Source organism: Streptomyces sp. NPDC004732 (assembly GCF_040609235.1).
In the GTDB taxonomy this organism is placed as follows: Bacteria; Actinomycetota; Actinomycetes; order Streptomycetales; family Streptomycetaceae; genus Streptomyces.
Map to the genome: position 1 here is coordinate 146,752 of NZ_JBEXJR010000018.1, position 13,084 is coordinate 159,835.

12 protein-coding genes are annotated in these 13,084 nt (G+C 71.0%); 6 read left to right on the top strand and 6 right to left on the bottom strand.

Going from position 1 to position 13,084, the window contains the following annotated elements; all coding sequences use genetic code 11:
• Positions 1 to 5: 5 nt before the first annotated feature.
• The 6 genes from ABZV77_RS38110 to ABZV77_RS38135 form a co-directional block, all read right to left on the bottom strand.
• Positions 6 to 653: a DUF4232 domain-containing protein gene (locus ABZV77_RS38110; RefSeq protein WP_356267175.1), complete on the bottom strand. Its 648-nt coding sequence runs from the start codon at positions 651 to 653 to the stop codon at positions 6 to 8.
• Between the two features lie 24 nt (positions 654 to 677).
• Positions 678 to 1,676, bottom strand: a complete 999-nt coding sequence (locus tag ABZV77_RS38115) for a TIGR03842 family LLM class F420-dependent oxidoreductase (protein ID WP_356267177.1) — start codon at positions 1,674 to 1,676, stop codon at positions 678 to 680.
• Positions 1,677 to 1,792: 116 nt separating this feature from the next.
• The gene (gene cydC / locus ABZV77_RS38120) at positions 1,793 to 3,553 is read right to left on the bottom strand and encodes a thiol reductant ABC exporter subunit CydC (protein WP_356267179.1); all 1,761 of its coding nucleotides are present in this window, start codon (positions 3,551 to 3,553) and stop codon (positions 1,793 to 1,795) included.
• On the bottom strand, positions 3,550 to 5,286 hold the full coding sequence (gene cydD / locus ABZV77_RS38125; protein ID WP_356267180.1) for a thiol reductant ABC exporter subunit CydD: 1,737 nt from the start codon (positions 5,284 to 5,286) through the stop codon (positions 3,550 to 3,552). The genes cydC and cydD overlap by 4 nt, the downstream gene beginning before the upstream one ends.
• A gap of 31 nt (positions 5,287 to 5,317) precedes the next feature.
• Entirely contained in the window at positions 5,318 to 6,340 is a 1,023-nt protein-coding gene (gene cydB, locus ABZV77_RS38130; protein ID WP_356267181.1) for a cytochrome d ubiquinol oxidase subunit II, read from the bottom strand.
• A gap of 65 nt (positions 6,341 to 6,405) precedes the next feature.
• Positions 6,406 to 7,707, bottom strand: coding sequence for a cytochrome ubiquinol oxidase subunit I (locus ABZV77_RS38135; protein WP_356267183.1), 1,302 nt, complete (start codon positions 7,705 to 7,707; stop codon positions 6,406 to 6,408).
• Between the two features lie 231 nt (positions 7,708 to 7,938).
• On the opposite strand from ABZV77_RS38135, the gene ABZV77_RS38140 reads away from it, so the two are divergent.
• The 6 genes from ABZV77_RS38140 to ABZV77_RS38165 all read left to right on the top strand — a co-directional run.
• The gene (locus tag ABZV77_RS38140) at positions 7,939 to 8,865 is read left to right on the top strand and encodes a LysR substrate-binding domain-containing protein (protein ID WP_356267185.1); all 927 of its coding nucleotides are present in this window, start codon (positions 7,939 to 7,941) and stop codon (positions 8,863 to 8,865) included.
• A gap of 240 nt (positions 8,866 to 9,105) precedes the next feature.
• On the top strand, positions 9,106 to 9,429 hold the full coding sequence (locus ABZV77_RS38145; RefSeq protein ID WP_356267187.1) for a 2Fe-2S iron-sulfur cluster-binding protein: 324 nt from the start codon (positions 9,106 to 9,108) through the stop codon (positions 9,427 to 9,429).
• The gene (locus tag ABZV77_RS38150) at positions 9,429 to 10,700 is read left to right on the top strand and encodes an FAD-dependent oxidoreductase (RefSeq protein WP_356267189.1); all 1,272 of its coding nucleotides are present in this window, start codon (positions 9,429 to 9,431) and stop codon (positions 10,698 to 10,700) included. Before ABZV77_RS38145 ends, ABZV77_RS38150 begins: the two co-directional genes overlap by 1 nt.
• Before the next feature lie 579 nt (positions 10,701 to 11,279).
• Positions 11,280 to 12,116 (top strand): PhzF family phenazine biosynthesis isomerase, encoded by an 837-nt coding sequence (locus tag ABZV77_RS38155; protein ID WP_356267191.1) that lies wholly within the window; start codon positions 11,280 to 11,282, stop codon positions 12,114 to 12,116.
• Positions 12,109 to 12,759, top strand: a complete 651-nt coding sequence (gene phzG / locus ABZV77_RS38160) for a phenazine biosynthesis FMN-dependent oxidase PhzG (RefSeq protein ID WP_356267193.1) — start codon at positions 12,109 to 12,111, stop codon at positions 12,757 to 12,759. Before ABZV77_RS38155 ends, phzG begins: the two co-directional genes overlap by 8 nt.
• 36 nt (positions 12,760 to 12,795) lie before the next feature.
• On the top strand, positions 12,796 to 13,084 hold a 289-nt coding region (locus tag ABZV77_RS38165; protein WP_356267195.1), incomplete at its 3' end, for a PhzA/PhzB family protein.

Consider the following 13,084-nt stretch of genomic DNA (forward strand, 5'->3'; position numbering starts at 1 on the left):
CTGCTTCAGCGGTCGTCCGACGGGCTCTTCTGCCATGCCGTCGTGCCCAGCATGCCGGTCTCGCCGATGTCGAGGCCGCCGTCCGGCTCGATGGTCTGCCTCGGTGCGCCCTTGGCAGGGCCTATCTCCACGTAGACGCCGCTGCCCCGGCGGGTGGCCGCGTCGACGGCCGAGTACCGCCACACGAGCGAGGTGTACGCGGACTCCCCCGGCCCGAGCACGACACGGCTCGGCCCGGGGTCGTCCATGGTGGTGACCGGCTCCGTGCCCTTGAGCACCGTAACGTCGAAGAGTTCGCGGTCCAGGCCGCGGACGCGGATGTCGGGATAGCCGTCGACCTCGCGCGCCCCGTCACCGCAGTTGGTCATCGTCACGGACATCGCGCGCAGCCCCATGGCGGCGGTCACCATGCCGGGCGACATGCTGACGCCCGACTTCGGGCAGCGCGGGGTGTCGTCGGGCTCATCGGGCAGGCGGGCCGCCGGAGTGTCCGTGGCCGGTGCGGGCGGCATCGCCCCCGAGGACGGCGGCCGCCCCTCCGGGTTCGTCTCGCGCTCCAGCTCCTCGGAGAGTCCGCAGCCCGTCAGGAGCAGGGCCGCCGCCGCAAGGGCCACGGCCCGTCTGAAGGGTCCGGATACGACGGTGACGGTCACGCGGGGATCATGCCATGGCCATGGTTACGAGAACTCCGGGATGACCGCGGAGCCGTACGCGTCGATAACGTCCTCGCGCGCGTCGTGCATCGCGTACAGCGCGAACTGGTCGACGCCCAGCTCCCTCAGCTCACGCAGCCGTTCGAGGTGCGACTCGACGGGACCCAGGAGACAGAAGCGGTCGACGATCTCGTCGGGCACGAAGGCGGTGTCGGGGTTCCCGGTGCGCCCGTGGTGGCTGTAGTCGTAGCCCTCGCGGGCCTTGATGTACGCGGTGAGGGCCTCCGGCACCATCGAGGAGTGCTCGCCGTACTTGGCGACCAGATCCGCCACGTGGTTGCCGACCATGCCGCCGAACCACCGGCACTGCTCGCGGGCGTGCGCGAGGTCGTCGCCGACGTAGGCGGGCGCGGCCACGCAGATCTTGACGTCCGCCGGGTCGCGCCCCGCGTCGGCGGCCGCGTCCCGCACGGCCTTCACCATCCACTCCGTCAGATACGGGTCGGCGAGCTGCAGGATGAACCCGTCGGCCTTCTGCCCGGCGAGCGCCAGCGCCTTCGGGCCGTACGCCGCCATCCACACCGGCAGCTTGCCGTCCCTGACCCACGGCAGCCGCAGCGTCTGCCCGCCGATGTCGGTGCTGCGCCCCTCCGCGAGGTCACGGATGACGTCGATCGCCTGGCCGAGCCTGGCCAGGGTGTTGGGCCTGCGTCCCGCGACGCGCATCGCGGAGTCGCCGCGCCCGATGCCGCAGACGGTGCGGTTGCCGTACATGTCGTTGAGGGTCGCGAAGGTCGACGCGGTGACCTCCCAGGTCCTGGTGCCCGGGTTGGTGACCATGGGGCCGACGGTCAGCCGCGTGGTGTGTTCGAGGATGCGGCTGTAGATGACGAACGGCTCCTGCCACAGCACGGACGAGTCGAAGGTCCAGCCGTAGCGGAAGCCGTTGCGCTCCGCGCGCCTCATCAGCCCGACGACCTCCGAGGCGGGCGGGTCGGTCTGCAGTACGAGTCCGAAATCCATGGCCTTCGCTCCTCACTCCGCTCGCGCACCCTCGTTCGAGGAGGGACAATCCTCGGCTTGTCGCGGGGGCTTGGCAAGAGGGACTCGGCGCGCGTCCGGCTACGGTTCGGGGCGGCTCAGAGCGCCATGGCGGCCACTCCGTCCGTCGCGGAGTCCAGGTCCTCGTGGGTGGCGGGACGGATCCGGCCACGGTCCAGGGTGACGATCTCGTCGGCGCCCGCGAGGCCCGCCCGCTCGTGGGTGACCAGGAGCGTGGTGCGGCCGCGGGTGGCGTCGAGGATGTCGGCGAGCACTTCGGCCGCGGTGTCCGGGTCCAGGCCCTCCGTGGGTTCGTCAAGGACGAGGACGGGCGGGTCGGCGAGCAGCGCGCGGGCCAGGAGCAGGCGCCGGCGCTGACCGCCCGACATGGTGGCGCCGTCCCCGCCGAGTACGGTCTCCCAGCCCTGCGGCAGCGACTCGATCCAGTCCAGGATCCTGGCCCTGCGGGCCGCCTCGCGCAGCTCGGCGTCGGTGGCATCCGGGGCCGCGAGGACGAGGTTGGCGCGGATCGTGGCGTGGAAGACGTGCGCGTCCTGCGTCATGCCGGTGATGGCGCGGCGGGCGTCGGCGCCCGTGCAGGCGCTGAGTTCGCGCCCGCCGACGCGGATGCTGCCTGCTTCGTACGGCACGAACCGCATGAGGGCGGCGATCAGTGTGGATTTACCGGACCCGCTGGCCCCGATGAGTACCACTCGACGACCTGCCGGCAGTTGCAGGCTCGCGCCGTCCAGGGCCGGGGGATTGTCCTGGAGGTGGCGGACCCGCAGGTCGGTGATGGTCACGTCGAGCGGCTCGTCGGTGGGCAGCGGGTCCGGGGCTTGTGGGTCGGCGACGGGCGCCGGGGTGTCGAAGAGGTCGGCGAGGCGCTGCGCGGAGGCCCGGACCTCGACGAAGCGGCGGGCGGCGGCGGGCAGCGGCGCGAGCGCCTCGAAGGAGACGAGCGCGAGGACCGCGAGGACGGTGAGCTGCACGGCGGGCAGGTCGCCCGCCGCGTGGGCGCGGAGCGCGAGCCAGGTGACGCCGACCGTCGCCACGGCCTGCAGCACCAGCACCATGGCCTGGGCCAGCGAGGTGGTCAGCGCCTTGTGGCGCTCAAGACCCGCGATCCGCGCCGTGATGCCGCGGGCCCGGTCGTGAGTGCGGCCACGGGCGCCGTAGGCGGCGAGGTCGGCGGCGCCCTGGGTCAGGTCGACGGTGACGGCGGCGAGTTCGGCGCGCGCCGCCTTCTCCGCGCGGCCCGCGCGGCGGGACAGTACGAGCACCAGGGCGGGCACGAGGATGCCCGCCACGGCGAGCAGCGCACCGAGCAGCAGCCCGGCGCCCGGCAGCAGCACCAGGACCGTGCCGGTGGCGGCCGCGGCGACCACGAACGCCGCCGTGGCCGGGATCATGACGCGCAGCAGCAGATCCTGTGCGGCGTCGACGTCGTCGACGAGGCGGGTCAGCAGGTCGCCGCTGCGGAAGGCGGGGGTGCCCGCGGGCGCGAGCGGCACCAGCGCCTCGAACACCCGGGCGCGGAACCCGGCTACGGCCCGCAGCACGCCGTCGTGGCCGAGGAGCCGGTCGATGTAGCGGAGCGCTCCGCGGCCGAGGGCCAGGGCCCGCACGGCGACGATCGCGACGCTGACCGCGGAGAGGGGCGGCTGTTCGGCGGCGCGGGTGATGAGCCAGGCGGCGGTGGCCATCAGCGCGGCGGCGGCGAGCTCGCTCCCGGCCGCGGCGAGGGCGGCGGGCAGCAGCCTGCGCCAGTACGGCAGGAGGTGGTACAGGAGGCGGGCGGTGGGGCGGGGGGCGCGGGCGCGTCCGGGGGCGGCGGCCTTGACGACGTACGAGGTCATGAGACCACCAGCCTTTCCGAGGACGCCGGTGCGGGGGCGGGCGCGGGATCGAGGTCGAGGGAGGGTGTCGGGGCGGCTCCGGGGAAGGAGACGGCGCCCGCTCGTACGGTGATGATCCGGTCGGCGTGCGGCAGCAGACTCGTGCGGTGGGCGACCACGATCGCGGTGCGGCCGCGCATGAGGGCGACCGTGGCGCGCGTGACGGCGGCCTCGCTCTCGGGGTCGAGGTGGGCGGTCGGTTCGTCGAGGAGCAGCACGGGGGCGTCCTTCAGGAACGCGCGGGCCAGCGCGATCCGCTGGCGCTGACCGGCGGAGAGCCCGGCGCCGTGCTCGCCGAGCACGGTGTCGTACGCGCGGGGCAGCTCCTCGACGAAGAGGTCGGCGGAGGCGGCGCGGGCCGCTTCCCGCACCTCTGCGTCGCTCGCGTCGGGGCGGCCGAGGCGGATGTTCTCGGCGACGGTCCCCGCGATCAGGTGCGGGCGCTGCGGCACCCACGCCACCTGGGTGCACCAGTCGTCGGGGTCGAGACCGGCGAGATCGGTGCCGCCGGCCTCGACCCGACCCGACGCGGGGGTGACGAAGCCGAGGAGCAGCGAGAGCAGCGTGGACTTGCCCGCGCCGCTCGGGCCGACCAGGGCGACGTGCTCGCCGGGGCTGATGGTCAGGGAGACGTTGCTGAGGGCGGGCTCGGTGCGGCCCGGGTAGTGGACGGTGACGTCGTGGAGGGTGAGTTCCGCCGTGCGGGCGTCGGGCGCGGCGGCGCGGTCGGCGTCGGCCGGGGAGGCGTCCTCGTCGTCGAGTGCGGTGAAGACCCGTTCGGCCACCGCGATGCCCTCGGCGCTGTCGTGGAAGGCGCCGCCCATGGCGCGCAGCGGCAGATACGCCTCGGGGGCGAGGAACAGCACGACCAGGGCGGTGTGCAGGCCGACGTCGCCGTGCAGCAGCCGCAGTCCGACCGGGACGGCCACCAGGGCCACGGAGAGGGTGGCGACCGTCTCCAGGACGAGGGAGGAGAGGAACGCCACGCGCAGGGTCCGCATGGTGGCCCGCCGGTGGGCCTCCGCCATCTCGCGGACCACCTTGATCTGGTGGCGCTCGCGGCCGAAGGCGCGCAGCGTCGGCAGTCCGGCCACCACGTCGAGGAAGTGGCCGCCGAGGCGGGAGAGCAACCGCCATTGGCGGGCGGTGCGTTGGGCGGTGTGCATGCCGACCAGTGCGCCGAACACGGGGATCAGCGGCAGGGTGATGACGATGATCAGGGCCGAGGTCCAGTCGGTCCAGCCGACCCAGGCGACCACGGTGAGGGGGACGACCGCGACGGCCGCCATGGTGGGCAGGTAGCCGACGACGTAGGGGTCGAGGGCGTCGAGGCCGCGGGTGAGCAGGGTGGCCGTCTCGCCGTGGCGGCGGTCCGCGAGGCGCAGCGGTGCCGTCCGCTGCAGCTGTCCGGTGATGCGGTCGCGCAGGGTGGCCTTGGCGTCGGCCGCGGCGCGCTGGGCGAGCGCGCCGCGGACCCAGGTGAGCAGGGCGCGCAGGGCCATGACGGTGCCCAGCGCGGCCAGGGTGCCGGTGCGGATCCCGTGTCCGGCGAAGCCGTCCGCGAGCGCCGTCGCCAGCAGGACGGCCTGGGTGACGATGAGCCCGGCGCCCGCCAGGGCCAGCACCGAGGAGTACGTCATGTGGCGCCGCAGTGCCGGGATTTCCCGCATCAGTCGGCGTTCGACGGGCTTCATCGTTGGGATCCCTTTCTTCGCTTTCCGGGGGTCAGAAGTAGCTGGGGTGGCGCTGGCCCGTCCGCCCCCGGAAGGCCCACCAGCTCCAGAACTGGTAGGCGAGGATCGTCGGGATCACCAGGACCCCGAAGCCGCTCAGGATCTTCAGCGTGGCGTCGTCCGTGATGGCGTGGTCGATGTCCAGACCCGCACCGGCCCCGGTGGTCAGGAGGTACGGGTAGTGACCGGCCCCCAGGAGCAGCACCGGCAGCGCGGTGGCGCAGCAGGTGGCGGCGAACGCCAGGACGTTGTGGCCGCGGCTGAGGTACCACCAGGCGGCGGCGAGTGCGGCCACGATCAGGGCGGCGATGATCCACGACGTCGTGCGGTTCGTCATGTCGGCGCCCGCGCCGAAGACCGTGAGGAGCAGCGCGAGGGCGCCGACGGCGGCGACGCCGACGAGCAGCTTGGCCGCCATGTCCCTTGCCTTCGCGGCGAGTTCGTCGCCGGATCGCAGGGCGACGAAGGTCGCCCCGTGCACCGCGAAGAGCAGTGCGGTGGTGACGCCGCAAGCCAGCACGAACGGCGAGAACACCTCGCCGAACCCGATGTGGAAGCTGCCGTCGGCGCGGCGGGGCACGCCGTGGAGCAGCAGCCCCACGACGAGTCCCCAGCACACGGCAGGGACGGCGCCGCCGACCACGATCAGGACGTCCCACGCACCGCGGCCGCGGGCGCTCTGGGAGCGGCGGCGCAGCTGGACCGCGGCGTTGCCGAGGACCAGACCTGCGAGGATCGCCACGATCAGCGGGTACATGCCGGACAGGAGGGTGCCTTCGAGGTGCGGGAAGGCACCGAACATGACTCCGGCGAAGGCGACCAGCCAGACCTCGTTGCCCAGGAAGAACGGCGCGATGGCGTCGAGGGCGGCGTTTCCGCTGGTGCGCTTCTCTTCCTCACCGTCCCGGCCGAGGAAGGGGTGCAGCATCTGCGCGCCGTAGTCGTAGCCGCCGAGTACAAAGTACCCGGCGAGTAGCAGGCCGAGTAGGGCCAGCCAGACGGTCTCCAGACTCATCTCGCTCAACTTTCCGTTACAGCAGGGGGTTCATCTCGGGGGGGGGTGTGCCGGGTCGGCCCGGCTCAGAGGGCGGGTACCGGCTGCTTCTCGTCGGCGCTGCCTCCCGGGCCCTCGGGGAGGTCGTCCGGCAGTGGCTCGCTGACGCCGAGCTGTGTGGCGTCGGGGCCGCGGATGGCGAACTTCGTGATCAGGGTCCAGTTCGTCACCGCCAGTGCGACGAAGATGGCGATGAAGAGCACGCAGGACAGCAGCAGCGAGGTCTTCCCCACGTGGGACAACGCGTCCTCGACCGTCAACTCGCCGTACACGATCCACGGTTGGCGGCCGACCTCGCGGACGATCCAGCCGCCCACGGAGGCGATGAAGGGGAAGGGGATGGTCGCGACGAGGATCCACGAGGCCCAGCGCCAGCGCATCAGCCGGTCCTTCCAGAGAAGGATGAGGGCGATGAAGGTGATGGTGGACACGGTGTTGCCGATGAGCGTCATGGCGTCCATCGAGATCCGCATGGTGTCCTGCCAGGGCACGTAGTTGCCCGGACCGTGCTCCTTGACGAGCTGGGCCTGCAGTTCGGCGACGCCGCTGTTCTCCAGGACCGCGTCCTTCATGGGCTGCGTGCGCTCGATGATCGGGCGCTGCATCTCGCCGACGATGACGACGAAGAAGGAGGCGACGGTCGAGACCCAGAGTCCCAGCTTCAGGGAGGGGCGGAAGAGCTCCCTCTCCTTGGTGCCCCGCAGGAAGTGGTACGCGCTGATGCCGGCGATGAAGCAGCCGCCCGTCGTCAGGGCACCCAGCGAGAGGTGGAAGAGGGCCATCAGGGCGCTGGAGTTGGTGAGCAGTGCCGTGAAGTCGGTGAGGTAGGCGGCGCCGTCGCGCACTTCGTAGCCGACCGGGTGCTGCATGAAGCCGTTGGCGATCAGGATCCAGTACCCGGAGGCGTACGCGGTGAGGGCGACCAGCCAGATGAGCGTGACGTGCACGCCTCTGCGCAGTCGGCCCCAGCCGAAGATCCACATGCCGAGGAAGGTGGACTCGGCGAAGAAGGCGATGAGGGTTTCGAGAGCCAGCGGGGCACCGAAGACGTTGCCCGCGAACTTGCTCAGGCCGCTCCAGCTGAGCCCGAACTGGAACTCCATGACGAGGCCGGTGACGATGCCGACCGCGTAGTTGATGACGTAGAGCTGACCCCAGAAGCGGGTCATACGCTCCCGGACTGCTCTCTTTTCGGGATCACGGGTGAACGCGGCCCGGGTGTGCATGATCGCGACGATGGGGACGAGGCCCATGGTGAGGATCACGAACAGCCAGTGGATGCCGGTCGTGGCCGCGAACTGGAGTCGGGCCAGATCCGCAGCGCTCATGATGCGACCTTCCTGGGGGGACGGTGGCCGGTGGGACGGCTGGAGGGTTCGGTTTCGGTCGGTGGCGGGTGGACGGGTGGGGCCGCCGCTTCGCGTGTGCAGGTGCCGGGCGCCGTTTGCCCGCCATCTGTGCGGTGGCCTCGACTAAAACCGTAGAGAGGATTCCTTATGCAATCCAAGACCGGTTTTGCCATGTGATGATGTCCCGGAAGGCATAAGTGAAGGTGGATCATGGATCTTCTGCAGTTGCGCTACTTCCAGGCAGTCGCCCGTTACGAGCACATCAGCCGTGCGGCGGAGGAGCTGCACGTCGCCCAGCCCTCCCTCAGCCGCACCATCGCGCGCCTGGAGGCCGAGCTCGGCACCCCCCTGTTCGACCGGCAGGGCCGCCGCATCCGGCTGAATCAGTACGGCGTGGTGTTCCTGCACCACGTGGACCGCGCCCTGAGCGAGCTCGACGACGCCCGCAGGGTCCTGCGCGACGCCCGCGACACGGCATTCGGCCGGGTCAGCGTCGCCTCGGAGACCCTCCTGACGATCACCCATCTCCTCGGCAGCTTCCGGGCCGCCTACCCCCGCGCCGACGTGCGGCTCTACCAGTCGAACGCGGAGGAGATGGACCGCCAGCTGCGCGCCAGGGAGGTCGACTTCTGTGTGGCCTCACAGCCGCTGACCGGCACGAACCTCGAATCGGTCGAGCTGGCCCGCGAGGAGGTGCTGCTCGCCGTCCCGCGCGGCCACTGGCTCGACGGGCAGGAGAGCGTGACGATCCGTGAGATCGCCGCCGAACCGTTCGTGACGACCCGCCCGGGCCAATGGCAACGCACGCTCCTCGACCGGCTGTTCGCGTCCGAGGGGCTCACACCACTGCTCTCCTGCGAGGGCGACGAGCCGGGCGCGAGCCAGGACATGATCAGCGCGGGGCTCGGCATCGGCCTGATCCCCGCCATTTCCCGCCAGGCCGGAACGGACTCCCAAGTCCCGGTCGCCTGGGTGCACTTGAACGCGCCGGACTGCTCCCGGGTGCTCACCCTGGTGTGGAGCCGCGACACCTACCTGTCGGACGCCGCAGTGAAGTTCCGGGAGTTCACCACCAGCAGGCCCTTCATGACGCACCGCCTGCCCGATCCCCGCCGCGGACGCAGGCCTCGACCCTGAGGTTCCCAACGGGTCCTGGCTTGGCCGGATTCGGTTTGGTACGCTCCAACCGCTGCCACAGCCCTGGTCCAGGACGTCGCGTGTCCCGACGACCAGCGTGTGACGGCGAGTCGACAGGGGTGTCGCCGTTCCCCCCATCGGCCGTCGGCGCGCCATCTCCACCTTCCGTTTTCCACTTGCCAGGCATCCGTTCCACGGACCGTCATCGAGCGCGTCCGGATGCCATCGAGGAGTTCCGTCATGCCCAAAATCACGTACGTCGCCGTCGACGGGAACCAGACCGCGATCGACGTCCCCGTCGGCACCAGCGTCATGCGCGGCGCCGTTTTCAACGACATTGACGGCATCGTCGCCCAGTGCGGCGGCAACATGCAGTGCGCCACCTGCCACGTCTACGTGGACGAGACCACCCTCGACAAGCTGGAGCCGCCGAAGGAGCGCGAGGACGAGATGCTCGACTTCACCGCGTGCCCCCGCAAGCCCAACAGCCGGCTGAGCTGCCAGCTCAAGTCCAGCGATGCGCTGGACGGCCTCATCGTGCACACCCCTGAGCGGCAGAACTGATGACGGACCACGCACAGCCCGATTCGGTCGTGGTGGTGGGGGCGGGCCAGGGCGGCTACCAGACCGCGGCGTCCCTGCGGGAGCGCGGCTACAAGGGCTGCATCACGCTCATCAGCGCCGAGGACGCGCTCCCCTACGAGCGTCCGCCGCTGTCCAAGGCGTACCTCAAGGGCGAGGCGGACGAGGCCATGCTGTGGCTGCGCCCCGCGACGTACTACGTGCGCCAGTCGATCGACCTGATCGCGGGCACCGTCACGGACATCGACCCGGCCGCGCGCTCGGTGCGGCTGGCCGACGGTTCCACTTACGACTACGGCCACCTCGTCCTCGCCACCGGCGCCACGCCCCGCACGCTCGACGTGCCGGGCAAGGAGCTGCGCGGCGTGCACACCCTGCGCACCGCGCAGGACGCCGTGGTGCTGCAGGCTTCGCTGGCCGGGGCGCGGCGCGCCGTGGTGGTGGGGGCCGGGTTCATCGGTCTTGAATTCGCCGCCGTGGCGCGGGAGGCGGGCGTCGAGGTGACGGTCGTCGAGGCGCTCGATCGCCCGCTCGCCCGGGTCGTGTCGGCGCCGACCGCGGAGCACTTCACGCGGCTGCACCGGAGCAACGGCACGGAGCTGCTGTTCGGGCAGGGCATCAAGGCGCTGCACGGCGACAGCCGTTCGAGCGTGACGGCGGTGGAGCTGGCCGACGGCAGCAGGCTGCCCGCCGACCTGGTCCTCGTCGGCGTCGGTGTCACCCCGCGCACGGAACTGGCCGCCGCGGCCGGTCTCCCGGTGAACGGCGGAATCACCGTCGACGCCCAGCTGCGGACCGACGACCCGCACATCTCCGCCATCGGTGACTGCGCGGCATTCCCGCAGGTGCGTTCCGGAAATCGATTCCGGCTCGAATCCGTGCAGAATGCCGTCGGGCATGCCCAGTCGGTCGCCGAGCGACTGGCCGGAGCGCCCCGCGCATATGACGAGCTGCCCTGGTTCTGGAGCGATCAGTTCGCCACGACCGTGCAGATCGCGGGATTCAACGAAGGGCACGAGAGCGAGGTGGTACTCGGTGACGACCCCGACGCCTTCTCGGTGCTCCTCTTCCGCGGGAAGGACCTCCAGGCGGTCGAGTCCGTCAACCGGCCCACGGACCACATCGCGGCACGCCGTCTCCTGACGCAGGGCACGACCCTGACGCCCGAGGAGGCCTCGGCGCCGGGATTCAGCCTCAAGGAGCACCTCCGGAGCCTTGCCGGGCGCGGGACGGAGGCGCCGGTGCCGCTGTGACGGCGACGGACGCGCGCGACTGGAATTGTCTATTCCGATTTCCCGTCGCGCGCCGCTCCGTTGTCAGGAAATTGTTTCTTTATTCTTTTGCGGTCCGGCCTTTGCAGTCCGACCTTGTAATCTTTGAATGTGTGCCCCGAGTCAATTCCGGCATGCCACTTCGCGGTTGATCACCGCACGTCGTTCATGCGGAAAAAATCCAAACGGTATTGATTTATTTTCCTGTGCCCGGCAGGATCGAACAAGGCCAACGGGGGGCCTTGAGTGATGTTGCGTGCCCCCCTCCTTGAATTGTCTGCCATTCGCAGAGGGGGCACTCGTGCTCGGTAATTTCTGCCCGAGCGTTCCGGTGTACGACAACACCGCCCTCTGCGACGCCACCGACGCGTGCGCCCGGCCCCCTCTGACGCCGGGCCCGGCGTCGTTCCAGCCGGATTCAGTTCCGATCAAAGATCGATCGCGCATCGTGGGCATGGTCCCGGCCGGACCAGCCCGGGCCACGAGCACCACCGCCCCATGAACCGCCGGGCCGGCGTCCTCCCCCGAGCGTCGGCCCGGCACCTCAACCGTGGAGAACTGATGCACAACTACGTAGTGGTCGACGCGTTCGCCCGAGAGCCTCTCACCGGTAACCCGGTCGCGGTGTTCTTCGACGCCGACGACCTGAGCGCCGAGCAGATGCAGCGCATCGCTCGGGAGATGAACCTCTCGGAGACCACGTTCGTACTCGGCCCCAAGCAGGGCGGCGACGTACACGTGCGGATCTTCACGCCCGTCAACGAACTCCCCTTCGCCGGGCACCCGTTGCTGGGCACCGCCATCGCGCTGGGGCAGCGGACCGACGCGGACCAGCTGCAGATCGAGACCGCCATGGGCGTGATCCCCTTCGAGCTGCAGCGGGTCGGCGGGAAGGTCGTCTCGACGAGCATGCGCCAGCCCGTGCCCGTGTGGGAGCCCTTCGACCGCGCCGACGAGCTCCTCGAAGCGCTGGGCGTCCGCGAGTCGACGCTGCCGGTGGAGATCTACCGCAACGGCCCGCGGCACACCCTGGTCGGCTTCGAGAGCTTCGAGGCGCTGTCGAAGGTGGACCCCGACCACCGCGCGCTCGCCAGCTTCCCCGACATGGCGACGAACTGCATCGCAGGCTCCGGGACCACCTGGCGCAACCGCATGTTCTCGCCCGCCTACGGGGTCGTGGAGGACGCGGCCACCGGCTCCGTCGCCGGACCCATCGCCATCCACATCGCCCGGCACGGCCTCGCCTCGTACGGCCAGCGCATCGAGATCACCCAGGGCATCGAGATCGGCCGCCCCTCCCCCATGAGCGCACTCGTCCAGGGCGAGGGCGACCAGGTCGAATCCGTCGAGGTCTCGGGCCACGGCGTCGTCACGATCGAAGGAATCATGCATGTCTGATGTACGGCGTTCCGAGACGCTGACCGGCACCGTCGAGGTGGCGTTCCCCGAGTTCACGGCGCCGCCGGTGGAGCCGCTGGGGCTGTTGGCGTCCTGGCTGAAGGCGGCCACCGAGCAGGGCGTGCGCGAGCCGCGGGCCCTGGCCCTGGCCACCGCGGACCCCCAGGGGCGGACCTCCTCGCGGATCCTGGCGGTCAACCAGATCACCGACACCGGCATCGTGTTCATCACCCACGCCGGCAGCCAGAAGGGCCACGAACTGGCCGCCAACCCGTGGGCCTCGGGCGTGCTGTACTGGCGCGAGACCAGCCAGCAGGTCACCGTGGCCGGACCGGTGCGCCAGCTGCCGCGCGCCGAGGCCGAAGCCCTGTGGGCGGCCCGCGCGGTGTTCACCCACCCGATGTCCAGCGTCTCGCTGCAGAGCCAGCCGCTGCGCGACCTGGACCACCTCGAAGAGATCCGCGCCCAGGCCCTGGCGCTGGGCGAGCCGCCCCGCGCACTGCCCTGCCCGGACACCTTCGTGGCCTACCGCCTGGAACCGGCCGCGGTGGAGTTCTGGGCCAACGGCACCGACCGGCTGCACGAACGGCTGCGCTACGACCGCACCGACAGCGGCTGGGACACCACCCGCCTGCAGCCCTGACCCCGCCCGTTCCCCGCGCCCCCACACGGAGTCGTCATGACCGCCCCGGTGTTCACCACCCACCTCGACCTGCGGGCCCGCAACCGGCGGGCCGTGGAGCAGTACATGGAAACCGGGCCCGAGGCCCGGCTGCGCCGCTACACCCTCTACACCCCCGACGGCACCGCGGCCCTGTTCAACACCGACATCGGCCGCCCCATCACAGTCCAGGGCCGCGACAAGCTGCAAAGACACGGCGAGCTGTCCCTCAAGGTGCTGCCCGACTGGGAATGGTCCGACGTCCAGATCTACGAGACCCAGGACCCGGCCATCATCTGGGTGGAGT

Bases quoted from the DNA above. Each gene is read 5' to 3' on its own strand.
- cydD (WP_356267180.1), bottom strand. From the start codon at position 5,286: ATGAAGCCCGTCGAACGCCGACTGATGCGGGAAATCCCGGCACTGCGG.
- cydB (WP_356267181.1), bottom strand. From the start codon at position 6,340: ATGAGTCTGGAGACCGTCTGGCTGGCCCTACTCGGCCTGCTACTCGCC.
- phzG (WP_356267193.1), top strand. From the start codon at position 12,109: ATGTCTGATGTACGGCGTTCCGAGACGCTGACCGGCACCGTCGAGGTG.
- ABZV77_RS38150 (WP_356267189.1), top strand. From the start codon at position 9,429: ATGACGGACCACGCACAGCCCGATTCGGTCGTGGTGGTGGGGGCGGGC.
- ABZV77_RS38115 (WP_356267177.1), bottom strand. From the start codon at position 1,676: ATGGATTTCGGACTCGTACTGCAGACCGACCCGCCCGCCTCGGAGGTC.
- cydC (WP_356267179.1), bottom strand. From the start codon at position 3,553: ATGACCTCGTACGTCGTCAAGGCCGCCGCCCCCGGACGCGCCCGCGCC.
- ABZV77_RS38145 (WP_356267187.1), top strand. From the start codon at position 9,106: ATGCCCAAAATCACGTACGTCGCCGTCGACGGGAACCAGACCGCGATC.
- ABZV77_RS38155 (WP_356267191.1), top strand. From the start codon at position 11,280: ATGCACAACTACGTAGTGGTCGACGCGTTCGCCCGAGAGCCTCTCACC.
- ABZV77_RS38135 (WP_356267183.1), bottom strand. From the start codon at position 7,707: ATGAGCGCTGCGGATCTGGCCCGACTCCAGTTCGCGGCCACGACCGGC.
- ABZV77_RS38140 (WP_356267185.1), top strand. From the start codon at position 7,939: ATGGATCTTCTGCAGTTGCGCTACTTCCAGGCAGTCGCCCGTTACGAG.